The 16871-nt window shown below is 65.1% G+C and carries 14 protein-coding genes; 6 read left to right on the plus strand and 8 right to left on the minus strand.

The annotated features are described in order from the left end of the window. Positions 1 to 26 precede the first annotated feature (26 nt). Genes LC060_RS01430 through LC060_RS01440 form a run of 3 tightly spaced genes read right to left on the minus strand, consistent with a single transcriptional unit; the run spans position 27 to position 3629 of the window. Positions 27 to 1445, minus strand: a complete 1419-nt coding sequence (locus tag LC060_RS01430) for a dihydrolipoyl dehydrogenase (RefSeq protein WP_226632067.1) — start codon at positions 1443 to 1445, stop codon at positions 27 to 29. Position 1446: 1 nt separating this feature from the next. Next, a complete protein-coding gene (locus LC060_RS01435) occupies positions 1447 to 2826 on the minus strand; it encodes an NAD-dependent succinate-semialdehyde dehydrogenase (RefSeq protein WP_226632068.1) in 1380 nt (459 codons plus the stop codon). A gap of 41 nt (positions 2827 to 2867) precedes the next feature. Beyond that, the gene (locus LC060_RS01440) at positions 2868 to 3629 is read right to left on the minus strand and encodes a hypothetical protein (protein WP_226632070.1); all 762 of its coding nucleotides are present in this window, start codon (positions 3627 to 3629) and stop codon (positions 2868 to 2870) included. 162 nt (positions 3630 to 3791) lie between these two features. Here LC060_RS01440 and LC060_RS01445 point away from each other — a divergent pair, with 162 nt between their 5' ends. Continuing rightward, on the plus strand, positions 3792 to 4259 hold the full coding sequence (locus LC060_RS01445; RefSeq protein ID WP_226632072.1) for a transcriptional regulator, SarA/Rot family: 468 nt from the start codon (positions 3792 to 3794) through the stop codon (positions 4257 to 4259). 30 nt (positions 4260 to 4289) lie between these two features. On the opposite strand, the gene LC060_RS01450 is transcribed toward LC060_RS01445, so the two are convergent. Continuing rightward, positions 4290 to 4868: a PAS domain-containing protein gene (locus LC060_RS01450; RefSeq protein ID WP_226632074.1), complete on the minus strand. Its 579-nt coding sequence runs from the start codon at positions 4866 to 4868 to the stop codon at positions 4290 to 4292. A gap of 123 nt (positions 4869 to 4991) precedes the next feature. On the opposite strand from LC060_RS01450, the gene folE reads away from it, so the two are divergent. Genes folE through LC060_RS01470 form a run of 4 tightly spaced genes read left to right on the plus strand, consistent with a single transcriptional unit; the run spans position 4992 to position 8316 of the window. Then, the gene (gene folE, locus LC060_RS01455) at positions 4992 to 5630 is read left to right on the plus strand and encodes a GTP cyclohydrolase I FolE (RefSeq protein ID WP_413465081.1); all 639 of its coding nucleotides are present in this window, start codon (positions 4992 to 4994) and stop codon (positions 5628 to 5630) included. 2 nt (positions 5631 to 5632) lie between these two features. Beyond that, entirely contained in the window at positions 5633 to 6598 is a 966-nt protein-coding gene (locus LC060_RS01460; protein ID WP_226632075.1) for an NAD(P)/FAD-dependent oxidoreductase, read from the plus strand. Between the two features lie 2 nt (positions 6599 to 6600). Further along, on the plus strand, positions 6601 to 6750 hold the full coding sequence (locus LC060_RS01465; protein WP_226632077.1) for a DUF2256 domain-containing protein: 150 nt from the start codon (positions 6601 to 6603) through the stop codon (positions 6748 to 6750). Between the two features lie 42 nt (positions 6751 to 6792). Further along, complete coding sequence (locus LC060_RS01470) at positions 6793 to 8316, plus strand: cryptochrome/photolyase family protein (protein WP_226632079.1); 1524 nt, start codon at positions 6793 to 6795, stop codon at positions 8314 to 8316. Between the two features lie 9 nt (positions 8317 to 8325). Here the strand turns inward: LC060_RS01470 and LC060_RS01475 are convergent, their stop codons facing one another. Both LC060_RS01475 and LC060_RS01480 read right to left on the minus strand, forming a co-directional pair. Continuing rightward, entirely contained in the window at positions 8326 to 10575 is a 2250-nt protein-coding gene (locus LC060_RS01475; protein ID WP_226632081.1) for an ABC transporter substrate-binding protein, read from the minus strand. Between the two features lie 220 nt (positions 10576 to 10795). Next, positions 10796 to 11575 (minus strand): SDR family NAD(P)-dependent oxidoreductase, encoded by a 780-nt coding sequence (locus LC060_RS01480; RefSeq protein ID WP_226632083.1) that lies wholly within the window; start codon positions 11573 to 11575, stop codon positions 10796 to 10798. Between the two features lie 243 nt (positions 11576 to 11818). Between LC060_RS01480 and LC060_RS01485 the strand changes: the two genes are divergently transcribed. Then, positions 11819 to 13930, plus strand: a complete 2112-nt coding sequence (locus LC060_RS01485; RefSeq protein ID WP_226632084.1) for a TonB-dependent receptor — start codon at positions 11819 to 11821, stop codon at positions 13928 to 13930. Positions 13931 to 14351: 421 nt separating this feature from the next. Here the strand turns inward: LC060_RS01485 and LC060_RS01490 are convergent, their stop codons facing one another. Both LC060_RS01490 and LC060_RS01495 read right to left on the minus strand, forming a co-directional pair. Beyond that, on the minus strand, positions 14352 to 15650 hold the full coding sequence (locus LC060_RS01490; RefSeq protein WP_226632085.1) for an MFS transporter: 1299 nt from the start codon (positions 15648 to 15650) through the stop codon (positions 14352 to 14354). A 96-nt stretch (positions 15651 to 15746) separates the two neighbouring features. Further along, entirely contained in the window at positions 15747 to 16730 is a 984-nt protein-coding gene (locus LC060_RS01495; protein ID WP_226632086.1) for a hydroxyacid dehydrogenase, read from the minus strand. Positions 16731 to 16871 lie beyond the last annotated feature (141 nt).

The raw sequence follows: 16871 nt of genomic DNA on the forward strand, positions 1-16871 counted from the left end.
AGGCGCTTGCGGGCTGCCCTTTTCCATCAGGCGCCGGGCGGGGTGCCAGCGTCCTGGTCCTGGGGAAGGTCGATGGGCGTCGCCTGGCAGATCGTGCGCAGCGCGTTCTTGAGACCTTCCTCGATGGTGGGATGATAGAAGGGGAGGGAGAGGAGCTCGCTAGCCGTGCGGCCCTCCTGGATCGCCCAAGCCAGCATGTGCGCGAGGTGCTCGCCTGCGGGTGCGACCATGTCGGCGCCGATCAGCCGCCCGTCAGGCGCTGCGGCGTGTAGGGTGAGCAGGCCTACGTTGCGGCCTTCGACATGGGCGCGGCCCTGGTCGTCGAAGTCGGCGGTGCCGGTGACGGCGCCCTCGTCCTCAGGCGCGCCGATGGTGGCGACCGTGGGCTGCGTGAAAATCATGCTGAAGGGGACATGGCGCTCAGCCGCTACCGGGGCCGGGAAGGCCGCCGCATTGCGGCCGGCGATGGCCCCGTCGTGCGAGGCTTCGTGCAGGAGGGGGAGGTCGGAGGCAACGTCGCCAGCCAGAAACACCGCGCTGTCGCCGCAGCGCATGGTGTGGCGGTCGTGGAAGGGGACGCCCTTGTCATCGCAGGCTATCCCGGCTGCATCGAGATCAAGGTCGTCCAGCTGTGGGGACCGGCCCAGCGCTGCGAGCACGAGATCGTACTGCGCCTCGCCCGCTTCGCCTTCACCATTGGACCATGCGATCCGCGCGCCATTGTCCTCGGCGTGGGGTGTCACCTCGACCCCGAGCTTGAGGTCGAGATCGGCGGCGATGATTGCGTGCAGGCGTTCGTGAACCCGCGCGCAGCGCAGGCCGCCCATGCGCGTCGCGCGGTCGAACAGTGTGGTCTCGACGCCCAGGTGCGCGAAGGCTTGGGCGAGTTCCAGACCAATGGCGCCCGATCCGACAACCGCCAAGCGGCGCGGCAGATCGCGCATCTCGAAGATGCCATCGCTGGTGAGCACCCTGTCCCCCAGCGCCGCGAAGGCGGGCGGCAGAACCGGGGAGGACCCGGTGGCAATCACCACCCGGTCCGCCCCGACACAGCGCCCGTCGTTGAGAGCAAGGCGCCCCGGCGCGGTGAAGCGGGCACGGGCCTTGATGGCGATGCCGGGGGGCAGATCTTCGAAGGATTGGCGCGTCAGGCGGGCGAAGCGGTCGCGCTCCTCACGCACCCGTTGCAGGACGGCGGGGCCGTCGATGGCGACATCGCCGACCTTGATGCCGAAGGGCCCTGCCGTCCTCACCGCGTGGGCCCGGTGGGCCGCGGCGATGAGGAGTTTGGAGGGCATGCAGCCGACAGTGGCGCAGGTGGTCCCGTTGAAGGCGGGATCGATCAGCAGGGTCGAGGCGCCATTGGCGCGCGCGGCGCGTTCGGCTGCGAGGCCGGCGGTGCCCGCTCCGATCACCGCGACGTCGCAATGGAGCATCTCGCCCATATCAGCGGGCGATCTTGATCGACTTGATGTTGACGAACTCCTTGAGACCCTCGGGCCCATGCTCACGGCCATAGCCCGAACTCTTCACCCCCCCGAAGGGCAGGTTGGGCGTGGCGATGTCGAATGTATTGATGAACACCATGCCGGTGTCGAAGTGGGTCTTGGCCAGCTCGCGGGCGCGCTCGACATCGCGGCTGAAGATACCCCCGCCAAGGCCGTAGCGGCTGGAATTGGCAATGCGCATCGCTTCGCCATCGTCCTTGGCCTTGATGATCGCGGCGGCCGGGCCGAACAGTTCGTCCTCGTAGGCGGGCTGGCCCGGGGCGACATCGGCAAGCACGGTGGCGGGGTAGAACCAGCCCTTGCGCTCGGGCACTTCGCCGCCGACGACAAGGCGCGCGCCCTTTTCGACACTCTTGCTGACCTGCTCGTGCAACTGGTCACGCTGGCTACGGCTGACGAGGGGGCCAAGCTGCGTGTTCTCGTCGGTCGGGTCGCCAAGCACGATGGCGTCAAACTTCTTGGCGTAACGCTCCACGAAAGCATCGTAGTTCTTTTCAGTGACGATGAAGCGCTTGGCGTTCACGCAGGTCTGGCCGTTGTTGTAGAGGCGGCCCTGCACGCAGGTGTCGACCGCCAGATCAAGGTCGGCATCGTCGAGCACGAGATAGGCATCGTTCGAGCCCAGTTCGAGCACGGTCTTCTTGACCTGTTCGCCCGCCTTGGCCGCGATATGGCGCCCGGCCTTGTCGCTGCCGGTCATCGTCACGCCGCGCACCAGGTCGTTCTCGATGATTGCGTCGGACTGCTCGTGCGTGATGCACAGGACCCCGAAGAGCCCTTCAGGCAGGCCCGCCTGCTCGTAGATCTCGCGCAGCAGGAGCCCGCTGCCGGTGCAGTTCTCGGCGTGCTTGAGAAGAACACCATTGCCCGCCATCAGACTGGCGATCGAATAGCGCACCGCCTGGTAGGCCGGGAAGTTCCAGGGCTGGATGCCATAGACGACGCCGATGGGCGCGTGGGTGACGATGGCCGTGGCACCATCTGTCTCGCGCTCTTCATCGGCAAGTGCTCTTGGGCCCTCGTCCGCGCTGTAGTCGCAGATTGCCGCGCACAGATCGACCTCGTCGCGGCTGTCGCCGATCAGCTTGCCGGTCTCGCGCGTCATCAGCGTGGCCAGTTCGTCCTTGCGCTCGCGCAGGGCCGTGCCGATGGCGCGGATCACCTCGGCGCGCGCCTCGAGGCTCTGCAGGCGCCAGTCGAGGAAGGCCTGATGGCAGTCTTCGACGATCTTGGTGGCCTGTGCGTCGCTCATGTAGGCGTAGGTGTCCAGCACCTCTTCGGTGAGGGGATTGACGGTCTTGATGCCTTGTTCGCTCATGGCGTTGCTCTCGTGTCTGGAGGGATGGGCGCCCGCGGGATTCAGCCGTGGCGGGCGCGATGCTTTGCGAGGGTCTTTTCGGCGGCCTCGAGGGCGTGGAGCACCTCTTCGTGCCAGCCTGTCTCCGGGAGTTCGCGCACCGCCGAATGGGCCGCGCACACATAGGGTGTGCCCGACCATTCCCCGGCGATCTGCCGTGCCCAGCGCGCGAAGGCATCCGCCGCGCCCACCCGCTGCTGCAGGGCCTTGCCCAGCATTGGGTGGAAGCGCAGCCGCCCCTGCGGCAGGACCTTGCCCAGCACACCCGGCGCCTCGAGGACGCTGAGCGTGTCGTCGACGTGGACAATGCCGCTGCGCAGGTGGCGCACCAGCACCGAGCCGGCGTGGACCGACGGGTCCTGCGTCACCAGGTCGACCCCCTCGGGCACCGAGAAGGCAAGGTCCTCGGCGAACTCGGCCTGCGTGGCGGCATCCTCGATCACCCCGTCCTGCCAGCGCAGGTGCGGGGCCTGTTCGCGGTGCCGCCGCGTCCCCACCAGACGCGCCTTGGGAAACAGCTTGTGAACTGTCTCGCAGTGCAGGGTGTGGAAGGGATGGACGTTGAGAATTGCGTCGATCGCTGCACCATTGTCGGTGAGCGCCAGCAACTCGGCGCGGTCCTCGGGCGCTAGGTCATAGGAGTCGAGAACAAGGAACCGGCCATTGGCCTTGCGAACCAGCGACATCTGCGTGCCGACATCGAGAACTCCTGCGATCTTGAAAGACCCGCGGAAATTCCAGAACCCGTCGGACAGCTGACGCATGGTTTGCCTCCTTGCCGGCAGGATCGGCCCGGTGCCGACCCTTGCTCTTGGTGGGGAAACGGGAGAGGCGGCCTTCGAGTTCCATTTTGGACAATTAAATTGCACGCAATATAAATGCACAAACCTTTGAGCGCGCGGGTCCATGCGCTATCGTCCTGCGCGATGCGAACGTCCCTGAATGCCTCTGACCCGCGTGAGGACCCTTTGCGCCTCGATCGCCAGCTGTGCTTCCAGTTCTACGCGGCGAGCAACCTGATCGGCAGGCTCTACGCCCCGGTGCTCGCGCGGCTGAACCTTACCTACCCGCAGTACCTTGTCATGCTGGTGCTGTGGGAAGAGGACGGGCAGAGCGTGGGGGCCATCGGCAAGCGGCTGCATCTTGATACCGGAACGCTGACGCCTCTTCTCAAGCGCATGGAAACCCTGGGGCACCTTGTGCGCCAGCGCGACCGGGAGGACGAACGCCGTGTGCGTGTCTCGCTGACCGCAAGCGGGAAGGCGCTGCGCGAAGAGGCGCTCCACGTCCCGGAGATCATGACCCGGGGGCAGGACCTGGAGGAACTCGACGCCCTGCGCCGCACGCTTGCCAGTGTCGTCGAGGCGCTGAAGGGTGGGAAGGCCCAGGCCTGATCGTGCCTAGGTGGGCGTAGGTCCTGAGCTTCAGAAACCGGCCTCGATGGCGATGCGGATGGCTTCGGCCACCGTGCGGACATCCAGCGCGCGCAGCACGGCGGCGCGGTGCATCTTGACCGTGCGTTCGGTCACGCCAAGCTCGAAAGCGATCTGCTTGTTGAGCTGCCCCTGCGCCAGTGCGCGCAGGATCTGGCGCTGGCGCCGGGACAGCCCCTCGATCCGGGTGCGGGCCTGCTGGTGGCGGCTGGCCTCAGTATCATCAATGGCCATCTGCGAGCCGAGGAAGAACTGCACGTCGCCTTCCTCGTCGAACAGGGGCGCCACCATCACCGCGTTGCGAAAGGCGCTGCTGTCCTTGCGGTAGTTGATGAGCTCGACCATCGCGGGCCGGGTTTCGGCGACAGCCTCGCGCAGCATTGCGGCCTGTTCGGGTTCGGTGCCGCGCCCGCGCAGGAAACGGCAGTTGCGCCCGATCACCTCTTCGCGCGTGTAGCCGGTCAGCTCAAGAAAGGCCTCGTTGCAGGCGATGATCGGATTGTCGGCCCGCCGCGGGTCGCTGACGACGGCCGCGACGCGGCTGCTCGCAATCAGGGAATCGGGATCCATCGGGCTTGGTACGGCTGCTTTCTTCACGTTTGGCCATATCGCAGAGCTTGGAGCCGACGCCTAGAACCTTTCCGGAAGAAAGCCACCTGCGCCGGGTCGGCGGCAAACCGGACGAGAGATATCATGAACATCATGGATGCAGCCTTCCTCGCGGATCATGCCTGTGACGACGAGGTTGAAGACACCCGCGAGACGGTGCCCGATGACGTCCAGGACGCGGTGCGCACGTTGCTGCGCTGGGCGGGGGAGGACCCTGATCGCGAGGGGCTTCTCGACACGCCCGCGCGCGTCGGGCGGGCCTGGAAGGAATACGGCAAGGGCTACGCGGAAGATCCGGCCGTGCATCTGGGCCGTACCTTCGACGAGGTGGGCGGCTATGACGAAGTCGTCCTCCTGCGCGACATTCCCTTCCATTCGCACTGCGAGCATCACCTTGCGCCGATCACGGGCACGGCCTCGATTGCTTATCTGCCGCGTAATCGCGTGGTCGGCATTTCCAAGCTGGCGCGCGTCCTGCATGGCTTTGCCCATCGTCTCCAGATCCAGGAGCGCCTGACCGCGCAGATCGCCGAATGCATCTGGGACAATCTGGACCCGCTGGGCGTGGCCGTCGTCATCAAGGCCAGCCATGGCTGCATGACGGGGCGCGGCGTGCGCACGCATGGCGTGGATATGGTGACGAGCAAGATGCTGGGCTGCTTCCGCGAGGATGCGGGCCGCCGCCGCGAAGTCCTGGCGCTGATCGGCGGGGGCAGGGGGTGACCATGCGCATCGCCATCGTGGGAGCGGGCATGGCCGGGCTCGCCTGCGCCGGGCGGTTGTCCGGGCTTGCCGACATCGTCCTGTTCGACAAGGGGCGTCGTCCCGGAGGGCGGCTGACCTCGGTCGTGACGGACATCTCTTCGTGGGACCTGGGCGCGCCGTTCTTCACCGCGCATGACCCCGATTTCCAGGCCGAAGTGGCGCGCTGGCAGGAAGCCGGCTGGGCGGCGCGCTGGCCCGATGGCCCGCGCGGGGCCATGGTCGGCGTCCCGTCCATGGCGACCCTTGTTGCCGAGCAGAGCAAACGCTTCGACGTGCGGTTCGGCGCACGGGTCCAGGCTCTGGTTCAGGGCGAGGACGGCTGGAGGATCGAAGGGGAGGGGCTGGACGCAGAACCCTTCGACAGCGTCGTTGTCGCCGTCCCGGCCGAGCAGGCCGCGCCGCTCCTGTCCCTTCACGATCTCGATGCCGGGCTGGAGGCGGCCTCGGTACGCTCCACGCCCTGCTGGTCGGTCATGGTCGCGTTTCCCTGGGACATCCCTGCGCCCCGTGCCTTCATGGAGGATCTGGGCATTTTCTCCGCGCTCGCGTGCAACGCCTCCAAGCCCGAGCGGGGGCCCTCGCAGGGGTGGGTGCTTCATGCCAACGCGGCGTGGTCGCGCGCGAACCTGGAATGCGAGGCGAAGGATGTGGCGGAGCGGATGCTCGCCGCGTTTGCGCAGGCGCTCGGCACGGACCTGCCCGAACCCACCTTCCTGAAGGCGCACCGCTGGCGCTTTGCGCAGCCTTACGGACAGTCGGGCCGGGTCCTGTGGAACCTCGACCAGCGCCTTGGCGCCTGCGGCGACTGGTGCCGCGCGCCTACGGTGGAAGGGGCCTGGCTCTCGGGTGTGCGGCTCGCCGATCAGATGCGTGCGAGCCTGCCGGATCTGATCACCCAGGTGGCGGCCCTGCACGGGGCCAGCTAGCCATGGCGACGATGCGCAAGAAAGCCGACCTGCCGAGCAAGATCTGCCTCACCTGCGGGCGTCCCTTCACCTGGCGGCGCAAGTGGGCGCGCGTCTGGGACGAGGTGAAGTACTGCTCGGACCGCTGCCGCCAGAACCGCAAGGCGCCCTAGCCGCGAGCCTGTCAGGAACGTCGTAGCCCTCAGGAAACCCCGATGCCAACACTTGTGCCCGTGCTGGGCGATCAGCTTTCCTTAGACCTGTCCTCGCTTGCGGGTATGGAGGCCAGGGACGTTGTCGTCCTGATGATGGAGGTCGCGGACGAGACGACCTACGTGCGCCACCACAAGAAGAAGATCGCCTATATCCTTTCGGCGATGCGCCATCACGCGCAGGCGCTGGTCGAGGCGGGCTACACGGTCGATTACGTACGTCTCGACGATCCCGAGGCCAGCGACAGCTTCACAGGCGAGATCGCCCGCGCCATCGCTCGCCATGACCCGGAGCGCATCGTCGTGACCGAGCCGGGCGAATGGCGCGTGGCGGCCATGATCGAAAGCTGGCAGACCCTGTTCGGCCTGCCCGTCGACATCCGCGCGGATACGCGGTTTCTGTGCTCGCATCGCGAATTCGAGGACTGGGCGGACGGCCGCCGCGCCTTGACGATGGAATTCTTCTACCGCGAGATGCGCCGCAAGACAGGGCTCCTGCTCGACGAGGGCAAGCCTGCGGGCGGGCAGTGGAATTTCGACAAGGACAACCGCCAACCGGCCGACGCCGACCTCTTCATGCCCCGGCCCCTGCGCTTCGAGCCCGATGCCATCACCCGCGAGGTGCTGGCCCTCGTGGCCGAGAGGTTTGCCGACCATCCCGGATCGCTCGAAGATTTCGACTACGCGGTGACGGCCGCCGATGCCGAGCGGCAGGCGGCCAGCTTCTTCGCCAACGCCTTGCCCGATTTTGGTCGTTACGAGGACGCCATGCTGCGGGGCCAGCCGTTCCTGTGGCACTCCATCCTCTCGCCCTACCTCAATTCCGGGCTGCTCGATCCGCTCGACCTGTGCCGCCGCGCGGAGGCCGAGTACCGCGCGGGCCGGGCGCCGATCAATTCGGTCGAAGGCTATATCCGGCAGATCCTGGGCTGGCGCGAATACGTGCGCGGCATCTACTGGCGCGAGGGGCCCGAGTACGTGGAGCGGAACTTCCTCGACCACCGCCGGGACCTGCCCGCCTGGTTCTGGACGGGCGAGACGGACATGCAGTGCCTGCGCGAGGCGATCGGCCAGACCCTTGCGACGGGGCACGCGCATCACATCCAGCGGCTCATGGTGATCGGCAACTTCGCGCTTCTCGCGGGCTGCGATCCCAAGCAGGTCCACGAATGGTACCTTCAGGTCTATGTCGATGCCTACGAATGGGTCGAACTGCCCAACACGCTGGGCATGAGCCAGTTCGGCGACGGCGGTCTTCTTGGGTCCAAGCCCTATGTCGCCTCGGGGGCCTACATCAACCGCATGTCGGACTACTGCGGAACCTGCGCCTACAACGTGAAGGAACGGGTAGGCCCCGCGGCGTGCCCCTTCAACGCCCTGTACTGGCATTTCCTCGACCGTCACCGCGACAAGCTGGGCGACAATCACCGCATGGCGCTGACCTACCGCAATTGGGACCGGCAAAACGAGGACAGTCGGGAGGGTATTCTCGCGCAGGCACGCGCGTTCCTTGCGGGCTGCGCATGAGCGCCCATGCTAGCCATGCCCGTATCGCCAGGCGATGAAGGCGATGATCGCGACGACCGTGGCGATGTAGAGGATCGAGCCCGCCTTCGCGAGCCGTGCGGCATCCTCCGGGCGATCCTTGATCATCAGTGCGTCGTGCGAGATGCCCACCAGCATGGCACCCAGGCAGACCGCGAAGAAGGCATAGAAGATATATTCGATGGCGACCGTGTAGCCCACGGCGGGCAATTGGCTGTTGAGCGAGAGCAGAAGCACCGCGCTGGTCAGGATCGCGGTGATCGGGATGTTGATACGCTCTCGGAACAGGTTGGTGGGAAGGATCAGCGTGGCAAAGACGACCAGCACGAGCAGCAGCAGCGGCGTCAGCGTCTTGAGGATGTAGATGCCGTAGTCCCTTTCCAGGAGGATCGCGGCGTTGAACCCGGCGTAGGTGATCGCCGCGTTGTCCTGGAAGCGTAGGGGATTGCCGAGGGTGGAGGTGGTCGAGCGCGAATCCACGAAATAGCGCATCCCCTTCTGCGACCATTGCTCGAGGCCGCCATAGGGATCGAGCCGCGCCGGTGCGATGGTGTCGACCTTGGCAAGGCGCAGGCCTGCCGTGTCGATGACATAAGTGACGAGATCGCTGCGCTGGCGGTTGTTCTGGAACCGTATGAGCAGTTCCTGCCGGTCGAACGGGTAGTCGTGGAGATTGAAATCGAAGCGGAAATCGCCCGAGATGCGGAACAGGCGATAGGTCAGCGTATCTTCGGGCCCTACGCCCAGAGGCCGTGCAAATCCGGGTGGCAGCGCGTAGGCGCTGGTCTCTCTGGGATCGGATGCGTCAAACAGATCGGGATCGGCCAGCGCGGGAAACTCGATCTGGGTCGGCGCATCGTCGCCGACGAAGCGCATCCACAGATTGAGATCGGCGGTGAACGTGCCGTTTCGGATATCCACGCGATCAATGGTGTTGAGATCGATCCCGGTATAGACGACCCGCTGGCGCCAGTAGTGGCGTGCTCCGATCCGCACGACATCGCCCCGCTCAATGAGGTCGCCGATGTCGAGCAGGTCGGGCCGTTCGATCGGGATCATCTGTTGGGGCGAGGTGGCGAAGCGGCCGAAGACGAACGTGCCCATGCGGGTCGGACCGGGAATGTTGCGCTGGGGATCGAAATAGAGCGGGCGGGTCAGACCCTCGACGCCGGTTGCGGGGCTGATCATCTTGGCGAGTGCCTTGCGGACCCGTGCCCGGTCGGCCTGCAAGGTGTCGGTGCGGTTGGCGATCCCGGCCCGGCGGATCGCCTCGATCATCATCTTCGTCGCATCGTAGGAGCCCGCCGCCACCCAGCTGGGCACGCGGCCTGTCTCCTCGCGATAGCGCCTCGAAAGCGCCTGCGCCTGTTCCCCGGCGCTGTCGAAGATCAGGGGCGAGGCGGCGGACAGATTGCGGCTGAAATAGCCAGGCTCGCGCTGCTCTTCGGGCTCATCCTTGAACCGTTCGAGAAACTCCGGACCTCCGGCCCCGCCCGCGGCGATCACCATGTTCGTGATGCCGTTGCGCCGCAGCGCCATCAGCATGTCGGCAATATGGTCGGCCCCGGTTCCGATCACGATCATCCCGGCATTGCCTCTTCGAGCGATGCGCTGTGCCAGGGCTTGGCTCGAAGAGGCGCGTAGGCCGGGCGTCGTGTCGAAGGTCCAGAGCCTGTAGTTCGCGGCCTCGTAGGCGCCGGTGAAGCCCTGCTGGAAACTCTGCCCGAAACTGTCCTTGGAAGTGACCAGTTCGACAGGGGCGCTGGCCTGGAAGACGGCGAGATACTCGGCGATGGATCGCCCTTGCCCGGAGGCCGTTGTCTGGGCGCGGAAATACCACGCGTTGTCCCTTGTCAGCTCATCGACGAACGAGGTCCCGGTGAGGGCCGGTATTCTTGCCGCGCGATAGCCGGGCCCCGCCGCGAGGGATGCGGTGGAGAGATAGTGCCCCAGAACCCCCACGCAGTCGCTCGCGGCGATTTCTCGCACGACGCCGCGCGCGCCTTTCGCGGTGCTGGTATCGTCGAACAGCTTCAGTTCGATCCGGCGCCCTGACACACCTCCGGCCGCATTGGCCTGCGCCAGGGCGATGCGTGCCGCCGAAAGGCTCTCCTGTCCGGCCGAAGACGAGGGCCCCGTCAGCGAATTGGCGAGCGCGATGCAGATGGGCGCAGGCCGCCCGAATAGGAACGCGGCAATCCCTGCCACGCCCGTGAGAAGAAGCAGGACGAGCGCAAGCAAGATCGCCCGCTTCGACTGGAACCAATGTCGCACCATAGACATGCGCGGGCAGGAGGCTGGCCACCTCCACCCACGGGGAGAGGAACACAGTCTATCACATCGGACCCGTTCGGTCACCGCACGCCGATTCCGTGAGGGCTTTATGGATATGTCTGGGCCGCTATTGCGGCGGATGCATCAGACTCCTGGGTAGGTCTATGTAGCGATGTCCCTCTGGTCGTCAGGCGCCGGGGATAGCCCCGCCATCGACCGGGATCGCCACTCCGGAGATGGCCGAACTGCGATCTCCGGCCAGGAAAAGCACGGCCTCGGCGATGTCCCTTGCATGGGCGAGCTTGCCCAGGGCGCTGAAGCTTTCCATGCGGGAAAGGAAGCCTTCCTTGTCGTCATCGCCGGTCATGTTGCCCATCAGCATGCTCGTCTCGACCGCTCCTGGCAGAACCGCGTTGATCCGGATGCCGTACTGGCCGGCGGCGCGGGCTGCGGTCTTGGTGGTCATCAGCACGGCGGCCTTCGAGCCGCAATAGGCCGCTCCCGTCGGGCTGGCCGAGATCGACATGCCCGAGCCGATGTTGACGACCGCGCCCTGGCAACCGCGTGCCTTCATGCGGCGGATCGCATGCTTGCAGCCCAGGAACGTGCCGTCGGCGTTGACGGCGAAGTGCTCCCGCCAGGTTGCCAGTTCCATGTCCTCGAAGGGGATGTTCGGCCGGTAGATCCCCGCGTTGTTGACCAGCACATCGAGCCCGCCGAACTGCGCATCGACAATGTCCATGAGCGCGATCCAGGAGCGTTCGCAGCTGACGTCCAGTTGATGCCGGACGACGCGGCCTTTGCCGTCGCTGTCAGGCACCTCCTCGGCGGTCGCGGCGCTGTCCATGAGATCGGCCGCGATCACCGTGGCGCCGCCTTGGGCAAAGGCTTCGACGATGGCCGAGCCGATGCCTCCTGCGCTCCCCGTCACGATGACGGTGCGACCTGCGAAAACCTGCTCAGCCATGCTGCTCCATCCTCCAGAAAACCGATCCAGCTCGTTGCCTGCCGCACCTGCCTTCAAAACCCGAGTGCCGCCGAACGCCACCCACAAACTATCCGGTAGGCGAGAACATATCTACAAAACAATGACTTGTACGAGCAACTTCAAGAGCACTCCGCACCTGTCTGTGATGCACCAAGGGATGCAATCGATGTCCTGCGCATCCGTCCGGGCGTTTATAAAAATGCGAAGAAGGTTCAGGAAACTATGAAGGTATCTCTCGGCAATCTGCTGCTTGCGGCGTCCGCGCTCACCGCCCCCCCCCAGCTGGCCATCGCGCAGGAAAGCGAGCAGGAGGACGGCTTCAACGAGATCGTCGTGACGTCCCAGCGCACCGAGCAGCGCCTGCAGGACGTCCCTCTCAGTGTCACCGCGATTTCGCCCGAAGAGATCGCCACCCGGCAGATCCTGGCGCCGACCGATGTTGCGCGCCTGGTGCCCAACCTCAAGCTTGATGGCGTGACGGGGGGCTCTGCCGGTCTCAAGGCCTATATCCGCGGCGGCGGCGGCACCGACGGCGGCTATGTGATGTCCGAGGCCGAAGTCGCGCTCTACGTCAACGATGTCTACAACGCGCGCATGCAGGGCGCGCTGATGGACTTCGCCGAGATCGAGCGGATCGAGGTCCTGCGCGGCCCCCAGGGCGTGCTCTACGGCCGCAATGCGTCGGCCGGCGCCATCAACATCATCACCAAGCAGCCCGCCGACGTGCTGACCGGCACCGCGCAGGTGGGCTACGGCACCTGGAACGAGCGCCGCGTCAAGGGCTACCTGTCGGTTCCGCTCAGCGCGGACGGGGAATGGGCCGCGTCTGTCAACGGCATCGCGCGCAAGCGCGACGGGGGACGCCAGTACAACCCGACGCTTGGCAAGAAGGTGGGCGCCGAAGACTTCCAGGGCGGCATGTTCGACCTTGCCTACAAGGGCAGCGACATCACCGCGCGTCTGAACGTGTACTACATGGACCTTGATTCCGACGGCCAATGGTCGGTCAACACGGTCACGGACGGCGAAGGCAACATCACCCCGCTCTCGGGCTCCTACCGCACCGTGCTCTCGCCTGTGGAATCCTATACCGCGGTGACCCAGAAGGGCGCCTCGCTCAAGCTGACGGCGAACTACCCCGGGGGCACGCTGACCTCGATCACCGCCTATTCCGAGCTTGACGATGCGTGGCGCCAGGACTTCTCGGGCGGCGTCTATCCTGGCATGCTCGGCATGGACGGCGATACCCCGCTTGCGCTCATGGACCGCGAGAGCATCTCGCAGCAGTGGCAGTTCAGCCAGGAAACCAACGCGACCGGCTCGCTCGCCGATGACCTCATCGACTACGTGATCGGCGTCTATTATTTCCACGAGAACGGCGACCAGGTGATCGACACCACCACCTTCTTCGTGCCCTCCACCACCAACTTCCATGCCAACACGGACGCCTGGGCGGGCTATGGTCAGTTTACCCTCAACGTGAGCGACGAGCTCGCGTTCATTGCAGGCGGCCGCTACACGCTCGAAGACAAGGAGCTGAACGCTGATATCGACGGTCTTCCGGCGATCAGCCGCGATCACTACGAGAAGTTCACCCCGAAGCTGGGCGTCAATTTCACGCCGCTTCCCGACCTTCTGGTCTATGGCTCCTACTCGGTCGGCTTCAAGTCGGGCGGCTACAACGGCCTGGCCTCGACCGCGGCCCAGCTCGCCGCAGCCTTCCGGCCGCAGACGACCGACGCCTTCGAAGTGGGCCTCAAGACGGACCTTGGCCGGACGCTGCGTCTGGCCGTTTCGGGCTTCGTCAACAAGGTCCAGGATCGCCAGGAATCGGTCAGCCTGGGCGATGGCGGCTTCCTGATCGAGAACTACGATCTCACGATCAAGGGCATCGAAGCGGAGATTGCCTGGAAGCCGGTGCTGGGCCTGCAGATCTGGGGCAACGGCTCGCTCAACGACGGCAAGTACCGCAACGTACCCGAGGGCGCGTCGCTCACAGGCAATGTTCCGCCGTTCCTGCCCGACTATCAGGCGACGATCGGCTTCGATTACAACTTCGATCTGGGTGAGGGCACGGTGAAGTTCGGCGCGGACGCGAACTTCCGCGATGCCTATTTCTCGACCGCTGACAACCTCGGCATCGGGGCGGTCGATTCCACCCAGATCGTCAACGGTTATGTGGGGTACGATGTCGGGCCCTGGAAATTCCAGGTGGCGGGCAAGAACCTGTTCAACCAGATCAACTGGCAGACCGGCTTCGGCTTCTCGGTCGTCAACCCGCGCTTCATGACCGATCCGCGCACGCTCCTTGGCACGGTCCGCTACAGCTTCTGACGCCTGAGAAGCACGGCTGCAATACATTCGGGGGCGGCGATGGGGTGGACCATCGCTGGCCCCGCGTTTGTGGGTCTTGGACGTGGGGCTTCCATTCCTGTCGTATCGGGCGCGATACGGAACGTCTTTCGAGCTTTGCAGTCCCTCGTTGAACTATGGCGGGCGACACAGGTACCTCGGCCTTGCTGGAGCCCTCGGCCAAGTCGGAAGGTATCGTCCCGAGTAGCACCTACGCTGCCGACCTGGGACACGAGAATGACCGCCGTCAGACAGGGCGAGGGCAGGGAATCGCCAGACCCTGTTCCGGGCAAGTAGCAGGCGTGTTCCTGGGCAATGGGGCAGGATTGCCGTCAAGGCGCAAAGCTCCTGCCCGGAAGGCGCCCGGGTTCCAGGCGACCTTCCGTCGAGGCTGTGCGATGTCTCAGACGCGCAGGGGCACCGGCTGCTTTTTGGCGGTCCGGCCGACATAGATGACAGCGGCGGCGCTCATCAAGGTCAGGCCTGCCAACGGCATCAGGGCAAGCACATAACTTCCCGTTGCCTCGTGGATGAAGCCGTAGGCATTGACCATCAGGCCCCCGCCGATGAGATTGGACGTCGCGTTGATGGCCGCAATGCCCGCGGCCGCGGTGCTGCCCGAAAGCCAGGTCGATGCCATGCTCCAGAACGGTCCCTTGAAGCAGTAGGCGCCAACCAGCACGAATGTGAGCAGCATCACTGTCGGGACGAGTCCCGTCACGACGAACGTGCCAACTGCGCCGAGTGTAATGAGCATGAGCGGCAGCGCGGTGTGCCAGCGCCGTTCGTTCGTGCGGTCCGAATTGCGCCCCCACAAGATCATCGCAACCGAGGCGATGCCGTAGGGGATCGAATTGACGAGGCCAGTCTGCAGATCCGTCAGGCCGAAGGATTTCAGGAGCTGCGGCTGCCACACACTCAGCATGCTACCGGCCGCAGAGGCGCCCGAACAGGCTATGACCATGGCCCAGAATGCCGGCGTCACGGCGAGGCGCCAAGCCGAACCATGAACCAGTGGCTTGCTCGAACCCGTCGCCGCGAGAGCCGAATTGAGCCAGGCTTTCTCCTCGTCGTCCAGCCAGGAGGCGTCGTCCGGCCGGTCGGTCAGCATCTTGAGGCAGGCCACGCCCAGCATGACGGTGGGCAGGCCTTCCAGAATGAACAGCCATTGCCAGCCGCGCAGACCTGCAATGCCATCCATCGCCAGAAGCAGCCCGGAGAGTGGTGAACCGATGAAGCTGGACACCGGAATGGCGAACGCGAAGAGGGCCAGCGTACGGCCGCGATAGCCCGGTGGCATCCAGTAAGTCAGATAGAGGATGATGCCGGGGAAGAAACCGGCTTCGGCAATACCCAGCGCGAAGCGCATGACGTAGAACGACTCCGCGTTCCAGACCAGCGACATCGCGGTGGAGACCAGGCCCCAGGTTATCATGATCCGGGCAATCCAGAACCGTGCCCCGACCTTCTGCAGCATCAGGTTGCTGGGGACCTCCATCAGGAAGTAGGCCACGAAGAACAGACTTGCGCCAAAGCCAAAGACCGTGCTGCTAAGTCCGATGTCCGCATTCATCTGCAAGGATGCCATGCCCACATTCGTTCGGTCTATGAACGCCATGAGGTAACACAGCATCAGGAACGGCAGCAGCCGCCACATTACCTTGCGCATCACTTGCGCTTCGATTGCGCCCTCGGAACCCATGCATCTCTCCATCTTGATTATGTGGCGCCTGCAGGCGCTCTCATTCTCGAAGCCGCGAGGCCGATGACCTCGGCACTTCTGGTTGTGCTTTGCCGATTACGGCATGTTCATGGCAACCGCGTTCACGTGATTGCGGGGGGCTATGATGCCCTCATCGAGGAAATCCGCGATCTGTGCGATGCAGCTCATCCCGACCCGCGTGCGTGCTTCCTGCGTGTTCGCGCCGACATGCGGCGTCACCACGAGGTTGGGCAGTTCCCACAGCGGGTCCGTGGCCGTGGTCGGCTCCTGCGCAAAGGTGTCGAGGCCTGCACCGAAGATCGCTCCGGTCTTCAGGGCCTCCAGCAGTGCGCTCTGGTCGACAAGCCCTCCGCGTGCGGTGTTGATGAGGATGGCCTCGCGTTTCATCATCGCGAAGGCATCGGCATCGAGGAATTGCCGGTTCTCGTCCGTCAAGGGGCAGTGCAGGCTGACAATGTCGCTTTGCCGCAGCAGCTCGGGAATGGAATCGACGCGCTGGGCGCCTTCGGGCACCTGATCCGGTAGCAGATAGGGGTCGTAGATCCGCGCGGTCATGTCAAAGGGGGCAAGCAGGCGCAGGAACTCCCGACCGATCGCGCCCAGTCCGATCAAGCCGATCGATCGGCCCGAGATTTCGATGCCTGCGTGGCGGGACTTGTCCCAATGCCCCTCGCGCACGCGGCGATCGAGCCAGGCCGTGGACCGCGCGACGCTTAGCAGCAGGGCAAGCGCATGCTCGGCCACGGATAACGAATTGGCGCCTCCCGCGACCACGACGATCACGCCGTTTTCGGCGGCCGCCACCGTATCGATGCTGTCATAGCCAACCCCGTGCTTTGCGATGACCTTGAGGGTCGGTATCCGCTCGATGGCCGAACGTGAGATCGAGCCCATGCGCAGCAGGAGCGCCTCTGCGGCAATCGCATTCGCGGCTTCGACGAGCTCGTCCTCGCTGGGATAGGGCTTGCACAGCGCCAGCGCGATTTGCCTCTCCACTGCATAGGTTGCCGCATTCGGCGCAATTTCCCCGCCGATAATGAGAGTGGCGTGCTGGGGCATGATGATCCTCGATCCTCAAATATTCCTGCGGCCGAACCGCGTTGTTGAGGGGACCATAGCGCTCAAACATTAAAACGCAACGGCGTTTCATATTGATGTTGCAAATAGGTCTGTGTGCGCTAGGGTTAAAGGCGATCTGCG

It is taken from the genome of Novosphingobium profundi, assembly GCF_020524485.1.
GTDB classification, from domain to species: domain Bacteria; phylum Pseudomonadota; class Alphaproteobacteria; order Sphingomonadales; family Sphingomonadaceae; genus Novosphingobium; species Novosphingobium profundi_A.